This window comes from Sphingomonas gellani, from assembly GCF_900110035.1.
Taxonomy (GTDB): Bacteria; Pseudomonadota; Alphaproteobacteria; order Sphingomonadales; family Sphingomonadaceae; genus Sphingomonas; species Sphingomonas gellani.
In genome coordinates this window covers 118802-135641 of the sequence record NZ_FOCF01000007.1, presented here as the reverse complement: position 1 = coordinate 135641, position 16840 = coordinate 118802, and the positions used below count along the sequence as shown (strand labels likewise).

Genomic DNA, 16840 nt, shown 5'->3' with positions numbered 1-16840 from the left:
AGGATCAATCATGGCTTCGACCAACAGGTTCGACGCGATCGTCATCGGCTCCGGCGTCAGCGGCGGGTTCGCGGCAAAGGAATTGACCGAAAAGGGTTTGCGCGTGCTGATGCTCGATCGCGGTGCGATGGTCGAGCATGGCGAGGGCTATACCTATGACGGCAAGCCCGCCTATGAGGTGCCTGCCCGCAACATCATGCCCAAGGCGCTGGTGGAGAGCGATTACTTCATCGCGCGGCACGGCTATGTCGCGCCCAGCAACCAGAAATTCTACAATGACGACCGGCTGAACCCGTACGCCTATGACGAAGGCGAAAAGTTCTACTGGATCCGTCCCGGCGCGGTCGGGGGCAAGTCGCTGATCTGGGGTCGCTGGAGCTTCCGCTGGGCGCCCGCCGATTTCGAGGCGAACAAGCGCGACGGCATCGATGGCGAATGGCCGATCGGCTATGACGACGTCGCGCCGTGGTACAAATATGTCGAGAATTACATCGGCGTGTCCGGTTCTCGCGAGAACCTGCCTTATCTGCCCGACAGCGAGTTCATGCCGCCGGTGCCGATGAACGTCGCCGAACAATGGCTGAAGGGGCGGCTGGAGAGCAAGTTTCCGGGCCGCAAGCTGATCCACACGCGCCTGTCCAACATCACGGAGGACAAGCCCGACCAGAACCGGACCAAGTGCCAGTTCCGCAACCAGTGCGGTAACGGGTGTTCGTTCGGCGCGTATTTCTCGACCCAGGCGGTGACGCTGCCCGCGGCGCGCGCCACCGGGCGGCTGACGCTGCAATCGGATGCGGTGGTCACCAACCTGGAATATGACACGGCGCGCAAGCGGGTGACGGGCGTGCGCTACGTCGATTCGAAGACGGGCCAGGCGCAGGTGGTGAACGCCGATCTGGTGTTCCTGTGCGCATCCGCCATGGCCTCCACGCAGATCATGATGAATTCGCGTCCGGCCGGCAGCGGCCAGAGCTATTTCGACCGCAGCGGTACGCTGGGCCGGTATGTCATGGACCACATCTTCCGCGTCGGGGTGGAGGGCGACATCCCCGGCATGACCGACCTCATCGAATATGGCCGCCGGCCGGGGGGCGTATACATCCCCAAGTTTCGCAACATCGATGGCGCGGAGAATGTCGGGTTCAAGCGGGGTTACGGCTATCAGGGCAGCGCGTTCCGCAATCCGGCGGCGCCGGTCGGGTTCGGCGCATCCATGAAGCAGGGCATGCGCGGATATGCGCCGTGGCGGTTCAGCATGGGCGCGTTCGGCGAGTGCCTGCCCTACAAGGACAATCGCGTGTCGCTCCACGCGAACAAGGTCGACCGGTTCGGCGTGCCCTTGATGCGTTTCGACGTGACGTTCCGCGAGAACGAACTGCGTATGATGGCCGACGCAAGGACGCAGGGCGAGGCGATGCTGCGCGGGGCGGGCCTGACCAACGTCACCAGTTCGGAAGGGGAGCATGTGCCGGGCGACGCCATCCACGAGATGGGTGGCGCGCGCATGGGCCGCGATCCGGGCGCGTCGGTGCTGAACGGCTGGAACCAGGCGCATGAGGCGTCGAACCTGTACGTCACCGACGGCGCGCAGATGGCGTCGGCCTCCTGCGTCAATCCGTCGCTGACCTTCATGGCGCTGACCGCCCGCGCGGCCGACCATGCGGTTCGGCAGATGAAGCATGCCTAGCTAGGTTCCGGCCTGCGCGGATGGTCGGCCCCGCCGGGGTCGGCCGCCGCTGTCCGGTTCGGATTGTTGAGGGGAATGGCGATGGCGACGAACGAAGATGGCGGTGTCACCCGGCGCGACTGGCTGGCGGGCGCCACGGCGACAGCCGGTCTGCTCGGCCTGCCGGGACAGGCGTCGGCGCGGCGCATCGCCGCGAGCGACCGCGTCAACCTGGCCGTGATCGGAGCGGGGGGCATGGGCGCGCAGAACATGTCCCGCCTGACCAGCCAGAACATCGTCGCGCTGGCCGATGTCGATTTCGCGCATGTCGCGCAGTCGTTCGTCGACGACAAGGGCGCGGCGAAACCGGCGATGCAGCCGCTGAAGGCCGCTTACGATCGCGCGACGAAGTTCGCGGACTATCGCCGCATGTTCGACGCCCGCAAGGACATCGACGCGGTGGTGATCGCGACCCCGGACCATCACCACGCGCTGGCGGCGAAGGCGGCGATGGAACGCGGCATCCACGTCTATGTGCAGAAGCCGCTGACCTATACCGTGCGTGAGGGGCGCACCCTGCTCGGCCTGGCGCGCGCCAATCCGAAGCTGGTCACCCAGATGGGCAATCAGGGCCATTCCGGCGATGACGGCCGGCGCGTCGTGGAACTGATCCGGGGCGGGGCGATCGGTCGGGTCAGCGAGGTGCATGCCTGGACCAACCGCCCGGTCTGGCCGCAGGGCGAGGCGCGTCCCGCCGCGGTGGCGAAGCCCGCCACGCTGGACTGGGGCCTGTGGCTGGGACCGGCGCCGGTCGACTGGGGCTACAATCCCGACTACGCCCATTTCAACTGGCGCGGCTGGGTGCCGTTCGGCATCGGGTCGCTGGGCGACATGGGCGCGCATCTGGTCGACTTTCCGGTCTGGGCGCTCCAACCCGGCCTGCCGACCCGGATCGAGACGCGGCACAGCCGCTGGGGCGGTGACGACAATATTTGGGACGGCAAGCCGCCGGCCGACCTGGGCAGCTATCCGCTGGCCAACATCACCACCTATCACTTCGGTGCGGCGAAGCCGGGGCCGCTGATGATGACCTGGTACGACGGTGGCCTGATGCCGCCGACGCCCGTGGCGATGCCGGCGACGGCGCGGATGAACCCCGATGGCGGCGTGCTGTATATCGGCGACCGCGGCATGCTGATGCACGACACCTATGGCGAAAAGCCGGTGCTGATCGGCGACGGGGTGGAGGCGCGGGCCGCGGCGATCCCGGTGTCGCTGCCGCGCATCCAGGGTGGCCGCGACGGGCACGAGATGAACTGGATCCGCGCGATCCGCGGAGAAGAGGCGATATCGTCGCCCTTCTCGAGCGCGGTGCCGCTGACCGAGACCATGCTGCTCGGCATGGTGGCGCTGCGGGCCGACCAGCCGATCGAATATGACGGCGCTTCGGGGCGGATCACCAACCTGCCCGACGCGAACCGCTTTCTGGACAGAGACTATCGCAAGGGATGGGAATTATGACCCTCAAGGCCGCTGCCGTTGCCATGCTCGCCTTCGCCGCTCCGGCTTTCGCGATGCAGGCCAGTTCCGGCCCGCGTCCCGAAGATACCGAGGTGTGGCAACCCGAACCGCCGGTGGTCACGCCCGGTCCGGCGGTCGCGGTCGCCCCGCCATCCGACGCGGTGATCCTGTTCGACGGCAAGAGCCTGGCCGAGTGGGTGTCGACCAAGGACAAGACGCCGGCCAAGTGGACGGTCGGCAACGGCGAGATGACAGTGCGCAAGGGCACCGGCAACATCGAGACGCGGCGCACCTTCCGCAATTACCAGCTGCACCTGGAATGGCGCATCCCGGTCGGCATCACGGGCACGGGACAGGCGCGCGGCAACAGCGGGCTATTCCTGGCGTCCACGGGGCCGGGGGACAATGGCTACGAACTCCAGATCATGGATAGCTTCCGTAACAAGACCTATGTCAACGGACAGGCGGGCAGCATCTACAAGCAGTCGGCGCCGCTCGCCAATCCGATGCGCGCGCCGGGCGAATGGCAGAGCTATGACGTGATCTGGACGGCGCCCGTCTTCGCCGCCGATGGTTCGCTGACCACGCCGGCGTTCGTCACCGTGTTCTTCAACGGGGTGCTGGTCCAGAACCATTACGCGCTGACCGGTGAGACGGCGTATATCGGCAAGCCGAAATACACCGCGCATGGCGCCGCCCCCATCAAGTTGCAGGATCACGGCGATCCCAGCGCACCGATCAGCTTCCGATCGATCTGGATTCGTGAGCTGAAGTGAGGGTTGGGGCGCGCGGGCGGGGGCTGTTTCAGGCCCCGTTCGCCGGGTTTTGAGGGCCGTGTACAGGTGTCTCACGCGTTCGACACGTGGGAGGTGCCTTTTGCGTCGCGATGCTGCTATCGGTACCGGCATGCTCAAGACACGGATCAGGCGCGAGGTGGCCAACGCCGAGCGCATCGCTGCTCGCCTCGCCGCGATCGAGGCGTCGGTCGTGGCGCTGGCGAACGAGGATCTGCTCGATCTGGCGGACATCTTCGCCGGGGACAAGGAGACGCCCCTGTGGACGATCGCAGCGGCCGAGATGCAGAAGCGCAACATCCGTCTGTGATGTCGGGTCATGGTCGCCTTGCATCGGCCCGCGTGACCGCGTGAGGCAGCTGCCCTCCCGCCTCAGGCGGCTGGACGATGCGCTGGCCGCCCTGCCGCTGGAGGAGCCGATGCTCCTGACGGAGCTGGACGGCTTTCTCCACGGCATCGTCGTCTGCCCGGAGGCGATCGCGCCTGCGGAATGGTTCGGCAACATCTGGGGCATCGACGATGGCGACGTGCCGGTGTTCGATGATCCGGCGGACGTCCGGTGGTTCACCGATGCCGTCATGGCGCGGCACGACGAGATCGTGCGCGATCTGGGACGCGGCAAGCCCCGGCCGGTCATCGACATCGACGAGCGTAACGGCGAGCCGTTGTGGGAGATGTGGATCGACGGCTTTGCCGAGGCGATGGCGCTGCGCCCGGACGGCTGGACCGCGATTGACCAAGGGGATGATCCCGAGGCTGCCGCTGCCGTGTCGCGCCTGAGGACGCTGATCGCGGTCGCGCGCAACGAGAGCGATTTGGACAGCATGCAAATCAACGCGCTGCAGGATTGCGCGGCAACGGACATGATGGAGGACGTGGTGCGGCTGTATGGCGCACGCTCCGCCGCCACGTCGACGGTGCAAATCCTGTCGGTCGCAACGAACCCTGCCAAGGCTGGCAGGAACGATCCGTGTCCGTGCGGTTCGGGCAAGAAATTCAAGCGGTGCTGCGGGTAAGCACGGGCAGCAGAGTCCCGCTGCAGCACCCACGCAAACGGCCTCAGCCGGGTGCCGAGCCCGTTTCCGGATCGAAGCGGGGATTGTCGAAGTCGATGGGCGACGGCACGACCTCTGCCGGCGACGTCGCGCTCTCCACCCAGGCTCGGCACAGCATGTCGCGCAGCATGGTCGCCCCGGCCGTGGTCTGGGCGTAGATCAGGGCGCGGACGTCCTTGTCGGCGAAATCCGCGAAGCCGTTGCGTTTTTCCAGCACATAGACCCGCTCCATCTGGTCGCCGGCTCCGTCCAGAAAGGTCAGGATCGCGTCGAACATGTCGCCCGTGCGATGTCCGGGTGCGCCAATGCGCGGCGCGATGTCGGCGACGGTCAGCGTCATGCCGTCGACGAAGCGACTTTCGAAGCGGCCGTGGATCGACCGGTCGGTGGTGTAGCCGTGTGGGTTCGGCCCGCGCCAGCCGTCGCTGTTGACCGAATCGTGCAGCGGCTGCGCGCCATCGCCGATGTAATGGCCCAGCCGGATCACGTCGAAGGCACAATGCTGTTCCGCAAAGGCGCTGTCCCGTCCCGCCGCCTGCGCGGCGCGGACGTCGCGCATGCACACGATGATCCGCTGATACGCCTCGATCGCGGCATAGGGCAGGGTGCCGGTCCATCGCACGTTGGTGCGCGCGGCGGTGGCGGGATCGGTGCGCTGGAACGCCTGGTAGCGCTTGAACAGCGCGATCACGAACTCGTAACGGGACCGCGGAATGGGCTTCAGGAAGCGGAACTGTTCCCGGAACCAGCCGTGGTTGGGATCCTCCTCGATCTTGGAGAAGTTCTCCGACGACCCGCGCCACGTGTCGGGCAGCGATGCCGATCCGGCGATATAGTCGAAATGCCTGCGCAAGAATGTCGGGCCGTCATCCGGAATGGCCTGGATCGCCGCCTGGTCGATCACGGCATGAGCCGTACCGCCCCATGCGAAGGCCGCGGAGGGAAGGCACAGGGTGACGGCGGCGGAAAGGGTCGTCAGCAGGGCGGGGCGCATGATCGTTCTTCCCGAATGGGGCAGGGTACGTCAGGGGTACGTCAGGGGTCGAGGGGGTCGCGCGGATCGACGCGCGTCGACATGGGCGACGGCCGAAACTCCAGCTGCGTCGGCGTCAGGCGGCGTCCGACCTGGCCGGGGGCATAGCCCAATTCCGTCACGTTGCGCTGGACGAAGCCGGGGCTGGCGATCGTATCGCTCTGGCCCGGGTTGCAGACGATCAGCGTGTCGCGGTCGAGCGGCGCGCCGATGCTTGCGAGCAGGCGGGCGGCGTTGCGCAGGTTGGTCGTGGTGTGGCGGGCATAGGGCTCGATCAGGATCGCATCGGCGGGCACGCCGTAGCGTTCGATCAGCGCGGCGCGCATCTGTTCGGCCTCCACGAAGCGGGTGGCGCGGGGATGTGCGCGGCCGCCGGTCACGATGATGAAGGGGATGTCGCCCTGCGCGAAGCGGTTGGCGGCAAGGCGCAGATGGTAGAGGCCGAACGGGCTGAGCGCCGCGTCGGGCGTTTCCGGGCCGACGCCGGTGACGATCATCGCGGTGTAGCGCCAGCGCGCCCAATCGGTGGTGCGGGCCCGTTTCGCCGCCGCCGCGTTCATCCCGCCGGTCAGCGGCTCGAACGCGGTGGCATCCGTCCGGTCGCTGACGTCCAGCAGGGCAAGCGCAAACTCCACGCTGCCATCCAGCGCCTGTGCCGAACCCGCGCGGGGTGCGCGCGACAGCCATTCGGCGGCCTGTAGCCGCGCCTTCGCCTCCATCGGATCGATCGTGCCGGGGCCGTCGATCTGAAGATAGCGGGGGACATGGCCGAGCGCGTAGTCGCGGAGCACCACGTTGATCCCCTCCACCTCGCGCCGGACCTGCGCGGCGGCGCCGTCATCGGCATGCGGCGCGTCCATCGGAACGGCGGCGGACAGCGCCGATGCCTCTTCGGCGGACCAGATCAGCGCCTGGGCGATGCAGGGCAGGTCCTGCGCGCACGCCGCCCGTCGCGCCGCGCGTGTCGCCAGCATCGCCGCGACACCGGGCTGTGCCCGCAACCGGGCGACCGCCGCCGGATCCGCGCCGATCGCATCGAGCAGCGGGAACAGCCGACGCGACAGCGTGGCGACGGTGCGGTCGGTGGCCGGAGTTGTCCGGTCGGCCGCGACGGGCGCGGCGAACGCCGGGACGCCCGCCGCGACGAGCGCTGCCGCCGCGAGCGCCCAGCGCCCCCTTACCACGATTTGCCGACGACCAGGCGCACGTTCCGGCCAAAGATCGGGCGGCCGTAGATCGCCTCCGCATTGCCCTGTCCGCTTAGCTGGTCGGTGCGGGTATTGCCCTCCGTCAGGCCATGCGCGTTGAACAGGTTGTCGCCCACCACCTGCACCTGCCAGCTGCCGTGTCGCACCGTTATCCCCGCACCTGTCGTGCCATAGGACGGCAACGCGGTGTTGTTGTACAGGTCGACATAGCGTTTGCCCATGTAGGTGTAGCGGCCATAGATCGACACGGCGTTGCCACCCAGGTCGAAGTCGAAGCTGGGGCGGATGTTGCCGTAGATCTTGGGCTGGCGCACGATCTGCTTGCCCTCGGCCTGTACCGGATCGGCGCCTGTCGCGCTCTGGAAGTTCTTGTACTTGGGGTCGCTGATCGTCAGCGCGCCGTTCAGCGTGAACCATGGCAGCAGCGCGAGCGATCCGTCGAACTCCACGCCCTTCACCTGCGCCTCGCCGATAAAGGGCACGTTGACGTCGTTGCGGCCGGTGGTGGGGTCGAACGCCAGGAACGACGCGTTGAGCGGGTCGAAGTTGGTGTAGAACCCGGTGACGTACAGATAGGACCGGCCGGCCGCCAGCTTCAGCCCCGCCTCGTACTGGTCGGCGACCGTGGTTAGGATGGTCGGGTTGATGCTCATCACAGTCTGTATGTTGGGCGGCGTCGCCAGGTGCGATGCGCGGCCATAGACGCCGATGTGGCGGTTGAAGTCGTAATTGGCCCCGACTGTCCAGTTGGTGACGTGCGGGTTGCCGGTCTGGTTGACGACCCCGCCGGTAAAGGCGCGCGTCGTGTCGTCGGCCAGCGTGGTGGCGTCGCCTAGGTTCGCCTGACCGGTTAGCAGGGCATAGCCCTTGTAGTTGTAGCGTTCGTGACGGACGCCGGCATCGATGCGCAGGCCGCGCACGATCTCCCACGTGTCGTTGGCGAAGAACGCGATCATGCGCGCGTCGGAATCGCCCCGGTTCAGCGTCGCGGCATAGTTCAGCACACCGTTGTCGGTGACGCGCCCGATCCGCGCGCCGGCGGCGTTATAGGCGACCAGATCCAGCGTGCGGGGCTGGCCCGCCACCTCGATCAGGTAGTTCTGGTACAACGTGCGGCTGTCCTCTCCATACAGGCTGCCGTACACGCCAAGTTTCAGGTCGTGGGTGCCGAAGCCCGTCTCGAACTTCTTCGCGACCGACAGGTTGGCCTGGCTGGAATAGAATTTGGAGTGGATGTCGCGGTACTGGCCCTGCACCACCAGGCCCGATGCCGCATAGGGGTCGTAGACCGTGCTGGTCCCGGCCAGCACATAGCCGAACGACGCGACCGGCCCGAACGCGGCACTGGCGCGGGTGCGATAGCCGTTGGCGAAGCTGTTGGCGTCGACCGGATTGGTGGTCGAGTAGAAGGCGGTGAAATCCAGCTGGCCCATGGTGACCCCGGCCTTTGCCGACACCAGCCAGTTGTCGAACTCCGCCTCATATTGCGTGCCGACGTTGAACATCCGCATGTGGCGCCCCTTGCTCAGGTCGCTGGCGGCGTTCTGGACCACGCCCGCCGCGTTGCGGAAGCGCAGATCGACATTGCGCAGCGACGGCGAGTTCAGCGTGCCGGAGAAATAGTCGATGTACGGGTCGAGCGAGACATTCGGATTGCGCGGATCGGCGGTCGGAATCGGCAGGTAGAAGACATTGTGGTCGTTGACGTAGTTGAAGCTGACGCGGAACGATCCGGTGTCCGTGTCATGCTTGATGTTGGCGCGGAACTGACCGCCTTTGTCGTTGGGGAAGCCGTTGTCGCGGTACCCGTCATGATAGCGGACGAACCCGCCGACGGCGTAATAGGTGTTGTTGCCCAGCGGCCCCGACTGGACCACATCGCCCCGGTACAGTCCGGTGTCGCCCAGCGTCACCTGCGCCTTGCCGCGCACGACGTCGCGGCCCGTGACCTCGATCGCGTTGACGATCGCGCCCGAATAGCTGGCGTAGACGGGTGCCGGACCGCCGCGCACGACCTCCACCCGCTCCGTCATCAGGTCGGGTTTCAGGATCGCGTCGCCGCGAAAGAAGACACCGTCATTCTCGTGGAACAGCGGCAAACCGTCCTGCTGGAAACTGACGAAACCGCCATCGTTCGGCAGGCCGCGGATGCGGTAGATATTCTGCACCTCGCCGCCGGTGATCTCCGTCTGGAAGCCGGGGAGCTGGCCGATCAGGTCGGCGAAGTTGACCGGCGCGATCTTCTCGATGTCGGTCTGCGAAATGGTGTTGATCGCGTAGGATGCGTCGAAGCGGCGTTGCGCGCGCGTCGAACCGGTGACGATGATGTCGTTCTTCGGCTCCTCCGGCGCGTTCGCCTGCGCGCTCGCGTCGTCGGTGCTGGCCGCCGGGGTGTTCGTCCGGGCCGTGGTGGCATCCGCCTGCGCAAAGGCGGGTGCGGCAAAGGCCGGGCACAGCGCAAGAAGCGCGGTGCTGGTTGCGAGAACGGATTTGAACATGATCCCCCGGGGTAAGTCTGCGCCGCGATCGTTGGCGACGTCCGCCCGTTGATGGTCGAATGTTACAACTCCAAAACACGGCAACAAAAAACTCGAAGATGTGAGGGGGCTTGTTCGATCAATCGGGCCGCTGTTTTGTCGAGGAGTGCGGCACGCCGGCGCTCGATGTGGCCAGGTGCAGTTCGAACATCGTCCGCGCCGTCGGCAGCAGGGACAGGTCGCCGCCATGCGCGCGGGCGATGCGCCGCGCCAGGCTGAGGCCGATGCCCGACCCGTTCGGCTTGGTGGTGAAGAACGGGCGGAAGATGCGGGCACGGTCGGGAGCGGCGATGCCATGGCCGGTGTCGCCGATGCGGATCGTCAGCCCCTGATCGTCGGCTGCCATGTTCAGGTCGACGCGGCATGGCGGACCGGCCGCAACCGCCGCCTCCGCCGCGTTCTGGAGCAACGCCCACAGCGCCTGGGTGAGCTGGTCCCGGTCCATGGTCGCCGTCCGATCGGACACGGTCATGATGAGGGTGACGGCGTCGCCGAAACGACTGGCGAACAGGCGCGCCAGGTCGTCGCCCAGGTCCCGCAACGAGACGGGCGCCACCACGGGATCGGGAAGCCGCGACAAGGTCCGGTAGGCGCGGGTGAACCCTTCCAGCCCCTCGATGCGGCGCGCCAGCGTGGAAAGGATATCGGGCAGCATGGCGTCTCCGCGCGCGGCGGCCGTGACCGCGCTGTCGGCCAGCGAGACGATCGGCGACAGGCCGTTGAGCAGTTCATGGCCCAAAATGTCGATCATCTCGTCGCTGGCGCGTCCTTCCGCCGCGCGCTCCTCGGCGTCCACGTCGATCAGCACGGCCAGCCGCCGGGCCCCGCCCATCGCCACGGCGCTGATCCGCCAGGCACGCCCCTCATGACGCAGCCGATCGGCCGCGGGGTCGACCAACTCCGGCGGGGTCGGCAGGATACGGTCGTCGGTGCCGAACAGGTGGCGCCCGGCGCGATTGAGCACCCGCGCCCCGCTGCCGTCGATGCGGACCAGCGGCACCGGCACCTGATCGAGCAATGCCAGCAGCGGCATCGCATCCGCATCAGACGGGATGCTGTCGGCCGGCATCGCGGGGGCGCCGCCGCGCAGCGCGGACCAGCAGTCCAGCCCGACGATCCACAGGATGCACAGCGCCGACCCGAACGCCGTCGCCCACCATCCGGCCTGCCAAGCCACCAGCAGGATCGCGCCGGCGCCCGCCAGGACCACGCCGGACACCAGCGCACCGATGGCACGTCGCCGCCGCACCGCCGCGCTATAGGCCATGACGCTCCATGCGCCGATACAGCGCGCCGCGGCTCAGGCCCAGCGCCGTCGCGGCATGGGTGATGTTGTGGTGATGCTCGCGCAGCGCCGCCTCGATCACCGCACGCTCATTCTCTTCCAGGTCGAAGCGTGATGGCGCCGTCGTGTCGGTCGCCTCGGCGGGCGCGTGGCTCGGCGACACCAGCAACGCCGCGTCGATCATGTCGCCCTCGCCGAGCAGCACGGCGCGCTCGACCGCCGCCGCCAGTCCGCGCGCCTGATCGGGCCAGTCTATCCGCATGACCGCGTCCTCGGCCGCCGGGGTTAGCCGGGGGGCGGGGCGTCCGTACCGCTCCGCCGCCATTCGCGCGAAATGCCGCGCGAGCAGCAGCGCGTCCTCGCCCCGCTGTGCGAGCGAGGGGACGGTGATCGTTACCGCCGCGATGCGTCGGGCGAGCGCCGGGTCGATCGCCGCGACATCGTCGGCGATGGCGATGGCACGGGCACCATCGGGCAAGCGGTCGAGCAGGCGCGCCTGTTCGACGCTGCCCAGCCGATCCGAGTGGCGCAGCAGCAGCGTGCCGTCCGCCGCGTCGATGCGGGCCCATGCCTCCGGATCGCGCAGATCGACCTGAACCATCGGCAGGGCGGCATGGGGTGAGGCGGCGTGCAGCGCCATCGCGACCAGCCCCCTGCCGCTGCCGGACGGACCGGCGATCAGGACTCCCGCCATGGTCGGTCCGACCCGGCGGACGATGTCCCGCACCCGCGCAATCGCCGGGCTGTCGCCGATCAGTCCGGCCGGGGCCGGGTCCACATAGGGGCTGCGGGAGGCGGCGGCCGGTGCCGTCCACGCCGCCGCCGCCTCCAGCTTGGCGAGCAGGTCGGCGTTGCGCCACGGCTTCATCACGAAATCGCGCGCACCCGCCCGCATCGCCTCCACCGCGATGCGGATGCCGCTGTGCGCGGTGATGACCACCACCCGCGCACCCGGATCGTCGGACATGATGCGCGACAGCAGCGCCAGTCCCTCGGCCCCATTGGTGCGGCCGGCGGTGTAGTTCATGTCGAGCAGAACCGCGTCGTATCGCCGCATGGCGAGGCGGGACAGCGCATCCTCCGGCCCCTCGGCACGGTCCAGAGCGTGGCCCGCGAGCCGGACCGCCACATCCAGCGAATCGGCGACATGCGGGTTGTCGTCGACCAGCAGGATCGACAATCCCCTTGACCCCGTTTCCGACCGTCCATTCGTGGACAGTGCGTCCGGTTGCGAACGGTCATCGGTGTTCGTGATCCGTGAAAACCGTTGTTCCATAGTGGTTTAGGTATTTTCCCGGTGGTGAGCGACAATCCGCTCATGATGACCGAACAGGACATGGGCGCAAGCACCACTTCGGGCGCCGCGATGGACCGCCGCGTCGCCCGGCGAGCACGACCATGGTGGCGACGGCGCGGCGTGCTGATCGGATTGGCGGTCGTCCTGATCGGCGTGGCGCTGTGGCGCTTCCTCCCGGCAAGCGGATCGACCGACGTCGCGGCGGCCGATCTGGAAACGGGGGAGGTGGCGCGCGCCGCGTTCGACGACTACCTGCCCGTCCGCGCCACGGTCGCCCCGCGCGTCACCACGCTGGTCGGCGTGTTGAGCGGGGGGCAGGTGGAGCGGCTGCTGGTGCAGGACGGCACGGTGGTGCACGCCGGCCAGCCACTCGCCACGCTGGCCAATCCGGAATTGCGCCTGGATGTGCTGACCCGCGAGGCGCAGATCGCCAGCCAGTTGGGCCAGGTCGCGGGCGAGGGACTGGGGATCGAGCGCAACCGGCTCGACCGGGCGGGGCAGGTGGCGCAGGCCGAATACGACCTGATCAAGGCGCGGCGCGACCTGTCGGTGCGTCAGCAGCTGCACGACCAAGGGTTCGTGTCCGACGCCGGCGTGAAGAGCTTCCAGGAAGAGGCCGCCTATCAGTCGCAGCGTCTGGCGCAGTTGCGCACCGGACGCGCGACGGAGGCGCGGATCACCGCCACGCAGGGCGCGCGGCTGGCCGACACGCAACAGCGCCTGTCGGGCAACCTGGCAGCGGTGCGCGCGGGGCTGGAGGCGCTGACGATCCATGCCCCCGCCGGCGGCCGGCTGACCAACTTCACCATTCAGCCCGGCCAGACGCTGAAGGCCGGCGATCCGGCCGGACAGGTGGACAGCGAGGGATCGTGGAAGCTGGAGGCGGACGTGGACGAATATTTCCTGGGTCGCGTCGCGGCGGGACAAAGGGCGCGGACCAGCGACGGCGCGGCGCTAACCGTGTCCCGCGTGCTGCCGGCGGTGAAGGATGGACGGTTTCGTGTCGAGCTGACGTTCGACAACAGCGCGCCTGCCGGGTTGAACCGCGGCCAGACGCTGGACATCCGCATCACGCTTGGCGCCCGATCGCGTGCGCTGGTGGCTCCGGTCGGCAGCTGGCTGGAGGCGGGGGGCGGATCGAGCGTCTTCGTGCTCGACGATGACGGTCGCCATGCCCGCCGCCGTTCCGTGAAGACCGGGCGCCGCAATCCCGAGCAGGTCGAGATCCTGTCCGGCCTCGCCCAGGGCGATCGCATCGTCACCTCCAACACCGCGTCCGTGAAGGGCGACATCCTCAACATCCGCTGAAAGGGACCAGCATGATCCGGCTCCAGAACATCCAGCGCCGCTACGTTTCCGACGAGGTGGAAACCACCGCGCTGCACGACATCGACCTCCATGTCGCCGAGGGCGAGTTCCTGGCCATCATGGGGCCGTCCGGCTGCGGCAAATCGACGCTGCTCAACACGCTGGGCACCGTGGATCGGCCCACCGGGGGGCGTTACCTGTTCGGCGACCGCGACCTGGCCGCGCTGGATGAAAAGGCGCTGGCGAAGTTTCGCGGCCAGACCCTCGGCTTTGTGTTCCAGAGCTTCAACTTGATCGACGAACTGACGATCGAGGAGAATGTCGCGCTCGGCCTCGCCTACCGCGCCGATGCTGGGAACCGGCGCGCGCGCGTGGCCGCGGCGATGGACAAGGTCGGCATCGCCCACCGCGCCCACCACTTCCCGCACCAGTTGTCGGGCGGACAGCAGCAGCGCGCCGCCATCGCCCGCGCGATCGTCGGCGATCCCAAGCTGATCCTGGCCGACGAGCCGACCGGCAACCTGGACACCGCCAATGGCGAGCAGGTGATGAACATCCTGTCCGGCCTGAACGCGGAGGGCGCGACGATCGTGATGGTCACCCACTCCCCCAGCCACGCCGACATGGCGAAGCGCCGCATCGACATGCTCGACGGCCGCATCGTCGCATCCGCCATGCGCGACATTTGAAGGGCGCCGGCGTGATCGGTCAGGCTGCATTGGGGCTGTACCGCACCTTCGCGCGCCACCGCGCCTATGCGGTGGTGAACATCGGCGGCCTCGCGCTGGGGATCGCCGTTTGCCTGATGCTGGGCCTGTATGTCCGCTTCGAACTGAGTTTCGAGAGGTGGTTGCCGCACCACCGCGAACTGTACCTCGTGCAGACCGAACTGCACCTGCCGGGTGGCGCGTTCAACGGCGCATATCCCGGCACCATGGCCGGCCTGTTCGAAGAAATGAGGCAGGATTTTCCCGGCCTTGTCGGCACGCGCATACGGGGCGGCAAGGATGGCGGCGCCGTGCTGCGCGGGGGCGAGGCCCTGCCGATGGACGTGGCGCAGGTCGACCCTTCGTTCTTCGACGTGTTCGCCCTGTCGATGGTGACAGGCGACGGTCGCCGGGCGCTGGCGGACCCTGACGGCGCGCTCATCAGCCGGTCGGCGGCGCGTACCCTGTTCGGCGCGGCCGATCCTGTCGGCCAGCCGCTGACCATCGCGGTCGACGCGCCCCAGACATACCGGGTCGCCGGCATCTTCGAGGATTTGCCCGACAACACCGATCTGCGGATCGCGATCCTGCTGCCCATGCCGCGAAAGGCGCCACCTGCCGAATGGGCCTGGTACAGATGGGGCACGGCATCCGTATCGACGTTCCTGCGCTTTCCGAACGCGGCCGCCGCGCGGCGGTTCGAGGCCAAGATGCCCTCGTTCGTCCGGCGCCGCGCCGGTCAAGAACTAGGGCCGGAACCGGATAAGGCGATCACTCTGTCGCTGTTGCCCGTGAGCCGGATCCATCTGGAGCCGCAGGGGACGGAAACCGCATGGCGCCGGCTGACCGTCACCACGCTGGGGATCGTCGCGGCCATGACGCTGCTGATCGCCATCGTGAACTATGTGAACTTGGCGACCGCGCGTTCGGGACTGCGCGCGCGGGAGGTCGCGATGCGCAAGGTTCTGGGCGCGGATCGCGGCACGCTGATCCGCCAGTTCCTGGCCGAGGCAATGTTGACGGTGGCGGTGGCGGCGCTTGCCGGACTGATCATGGCGGAACTTGCCCTCCCCCTCATCAATGCCGCGAACGGCCTGTCGCTCGGCATCCCCTACGCCCTGGCACTGCCGGTACTGGCGTTGCTGGTGCTGCTCGTGGGCGCGACAGCGGGCATGTATCCCGCGCTGCTTCTGTCGTCCCTCTCGGCTGCGGGCGTGCTCGCCTCCGCACGTTCGCCAGGCGGCGGGCGGGCGGGAACGCGCCTGCGCGAGGCCTTGGTGACGATGCAGTTCGGAATGGCCACCGCGTTCATCATCGCCACGGCGGTGCTTGTGGCGCAGACCGCGCACGTACGTCGTTCCGACCTCGGTTTCCGACGCGACGGACTGATCGTGGTGCCCTCGCTCGCCGACAAGAGGATTTTTCCCGATCAGTCGCGCGCGATCGTCACGGCATTGCGTGACATGCCAGGTGTCGTTGCGGTTGGCGCGGGCAGCGTAGGTGTGGGCGGCGATGGCGCAGGTATGGTGGACGTGGTGGAGGTGCCCGGCCGGCCCGGTTTGGGCCCGTCGATCAAGGTCGCCAGCGTCGGACCCGACTTCTTCCGGGCCTATGGTCCGCGACTGCTCGCGGGGCGGTTGTTCGATGATCGGCATCGTGCCGACGACGCGGGTGAGTGGACCAGGTGGAAGGACGGGCGCAACATCGTCGTCAACCGTGTCGCGGCCGAGGCGCTCGGCTTCGCGTCGCCCGCTGAGGCCGTGGGAAAGACCGTCGGCGGATCCTTGCCACGGACCATCATCGGCGTGATCGACCAGCTCCGCTTCTTCTCGCCGCGCACGCCGGATCAGGCGACCTATTTTCAATATACCCGCGATGTGCCGCCGACGCCGGTCGCCGCGATCCGGTTCACCGGTGATCCGAATGTCATGATGAACCGTGTTCGGCAGACCTGGCGGCGGCTGTCGCCACAAGTGCCGCTTATCGCGGAAACGGCGGACCGGCGTCTCGGCCGGCTGTACCAGGCCGATGATCAGGCCGCGCGCCTGTTCGGCATCGGGGCGGGGCTTGCGATCCTGATCGCCTGTGTCGGGCTGTGGGGGCTGGCGTCCTTCAACACCGCCCGGCGCATAAGGGAGATCGGCATCCGCAAGACGCTGGGCGCGTCCGCCAGTGACATCGTCAGGCTGCTCCTGGTCCAATTCCTGCGACCTGTGCTGCTGGCGAACCTGATCGCCTGGCCGCTTGCCTATTTCGCGATGCGGACATGGCTCGCCGGCTTTGGCGACCGGATCGCTTTGTCACCGGTCTACTTCCTCGCCGCCAGTCTCGTCGCGGCCGCGATCGCCGTGCTCACCGCGCTGGGTCAGTCGGTGCGGGCGAGCCGGGCGGCTCCTGCCTGGGCCTTGCACCACGATTGACGGCCGCCG

At 68.0% G+C, this 16840-nt stretch carries 13 protein-coding genes; 8 read left to right on the top strand and 5 right to left on the bottom strand.

Annotated features, from left to right (window positions below; translation table 11 throughout):
• Positions 1-10: 10 nt before the first annotated feature.
• The 5 genes from BMX37_RS13960 (at position 11) to BMX37_RS13940 (ending at position 4997) form a co-directional block, all read left to right on the top strand.
• Entirely contained in the window at positions 11-1687 is a 1677-nt protein-coding gene (locus BMX37_RS13960) for a GMC family oxidoreductase (RefSeq protein WP_093666365.1), read from the top strand.
• A gap of 81 nt (positions 1688-1768) precedes the next feature.
• A complete protein-coding gene (locus tag BMX37_RS13955) occupies positions 1769-3187 on the top strand; it encodes a Gfo/Idh/MocA family protein (protein ID WP_170841978.1) in 1419 nt (472 codons plus the stop codon).
• Positions 3184-3963 (top strand): 3-keto-disaccharide hydrolase, encoded by a 780-nt coding sequence (locus BMX37_RS13950; protein WP_093666363.1) that lies wholly within the window; start codon positions 3184-3186, stop codon positions 3961-3963. Before BMX37_RS13955 ends, BMX37_RS13950 begins: the two co-directional genes overlap by 4 nt.
• A 130-nt stretch (positions 3964-4093) precedes the next feature.
• Positions 4094-4291, top strand: coding sequence for a hypothetical protein (locus BMX37_RS13945; RefSeq protein ID WP_093666362.1), 198 nt, complete (start codon positions 4094-4096; stop codon positions 4289-4291).
• 40 nt (positions 4292-4331) lie between these two features.
• The gene (locus tag BMX37_RS13940) at positions 4332-4997 is read left to right on the top strand and encodes a UPF0149 family protein (RefSeq protein WP_093666361.1); all 666 of its coding nucleotides are present in this window, start codon (positions 4332-4334) and stop codon (positions 4995-4997) included.
• 43 nt (positions 4998-5040) lie between these two features.
• Here the strand turns inward: BMX37_RS13940 and BMX37_RS13935 are convergent, their stop codons facing one another.
• The 5 genes from BMX37_RS13935 to BMX37_RS13915 all read right to left on the bottom strand — a co-directional run bounded on the left by BMX37_RS13935 (position 5041) and on the right by BMX37_RS13915 (position 12279).
• Complete coding sequence (locus BMX37_RS13935) at positions 5041-6030, bottom strand: phospholipase C/P1 nuclease family protein (RefSeq protein WP_093666360.1); 990 nt, start codon at positions 6028-6030, stop codon at positions 5041-5043.
• A gap of 41 nt (positions 6031-6071) precedes the next feature.
• On the bottom strand, positions 6072-7253 hold the full coding sequence (locus BMX37_RS13930) for a YdcF family protein (protein WP_244501598.1): 1182 nt from the start codon (positions 7251-7253) through the stop codon (positions 6072-6074).
• Positions 7247-9775: a TonB-dependent receptor gene (locus BMX37_RS13925; RefSeq protein WP_093666359.1), complete on the bottom strand. Its 2529-nt coding sequence runs from the start codon at positions 9773-9775 to the stop codon at positions 7247-7249. The genes BMX37_RS13930 and BMX37_RS13925 overlap by 7 nt, the downstream gene beginning before the upstream one ends.
• A 118-nt stretch (positions 9776-9893) precedes the next feature.
• Entirely contained in the window at positions 9894-11081 is a 1188-nt protein-coding gene (locus tag BMX37_RS13920; RefSeq protein ID WP_093666358.1) for a sensor histidine kinase, read from the bottom strand.
• Positions 11071-12279 carry a sigma-54-dependent transcriptional regulator gene (locus tag BMX37_RS13915; RefSeq protein ID WP_244501597.1) on the bottom strand — a complete coding sequence of 403 codons (1209 nt, stop codon included), beginning with the start codon at positions 12277-12279 and terminating at the stop codon, positions 11071-11073. The genes BMX37_RS13920 and BMX37_RS13915 overlap by 11 nt, the downstream gene beginning before the upstream one ends.
• 120 nt (positions 12280-12399) lie before the next feature.
• Here BMX37_RS13915 and BMX37_RS13910 point away from each other — a divergent pair, with 120 nt between their 5' ends.
• Genes BMX37_RS13910 through BMX37_RS13900 form a run of 3 tightly spaced genes read left to right on the top strand, consistent with a single transcriptional unit; the run spans position 12400 to position 16831 of the window.
• Complete coding sequence (locus BMX37_RS13910; protein ID WP_244501596.1) at positions 12400-13704, top strand: efflux RND transporter periplasmic adaptor subunit; 1305 nt, start codon at positions 12400-12402, stop codon at positions 13702-13704.
• 11 nt (positions 13705-13715) lie between these two features.
• Positions 13716-14393 (top strand): ABC transporter ATP-binding protein, encoded by a 678-nt coding sequence (locus BMX37_RS13905; protein WP_093666356.1) that lies wholly within the window; start codon positions 13716-13718, stop codon positions 14391-14393.
• An 11-nt stretch (positions 14394-14404) separates the two neighbouring features.
• On the top strand, positions 14405-16831 hold the full coding sequence (locus tag BMX37_RS13900; protein WP_093666439.1) for an ABC transporter permease: 2427 nt from the start codon (positions 14405-14407) through the stop codon (positions 16829-16831).
• The last annotated feature ends 9 nt before the right edge of the window (positions 16832-16840 follow it).

Excerpts from the sequence above, each read along its gene's own strand:
- BMX37_RS13960 (WP_093666365.1), top strand. The coding sequence starts at position 11 with ATGGCTTCGACCAACAGGTTCGACGCGATCGTCATCGGCTCCGGCGTC.
- BMX37_RS13955 (WP_170841978.1), top strand. The coding sequence starts at position 1,769 with ATGGCGACGAACGAAGATGGCGGTGTCACCCGGCGCGACTGGCTGGCG.
- BMX37_RS13950 (WP_093666363.1), top strand. The coding sequence starts at position 3,184 with ATGACCCTCAAGGCCGCTGCCGTTGCCATGCTCGCCTTCGCCGCTCCG.
- BMX37_RS13945 (WP_093666362.1), top strand. The coding sequence starts at position 4,094 with ATGCTCAAGACACGGATCAGGCGCGAGGTGGCCAACGCCGAGCGCATC.
- BMX37_RS13935 (WP_093666360.1), bottom strand. The coding sequence starts at position 6,030 with ATGCGCCCCGCCCTGCTGACGACCCTTTCCGCCGCCGTCACCCTGTGC.
- BMX37_RS13925 (WP_093666359.1), bottom strand. The coding sequence starts at position 9,775 with ATGTTCAAATCCGTTCTCGCAACCAGCACCGCGCTTCTTGCGCTGTGC.
- BMX37_RS13920 (WP_093666358.1), bottom strand. The coding sequence starts at position 11,081 with ATGGCCTATAGCGCGGCGGTGCGGCGGCGACGTGCCATCGGTGCGCTG.
- BMX37_RS13905 (WP_093666356.1), top strand. The coding sequence starts at position 13,716 with ATGATCCGGCTCCAGAACATCCAGCGCCGCTACGTTTCCGACGAGGTG.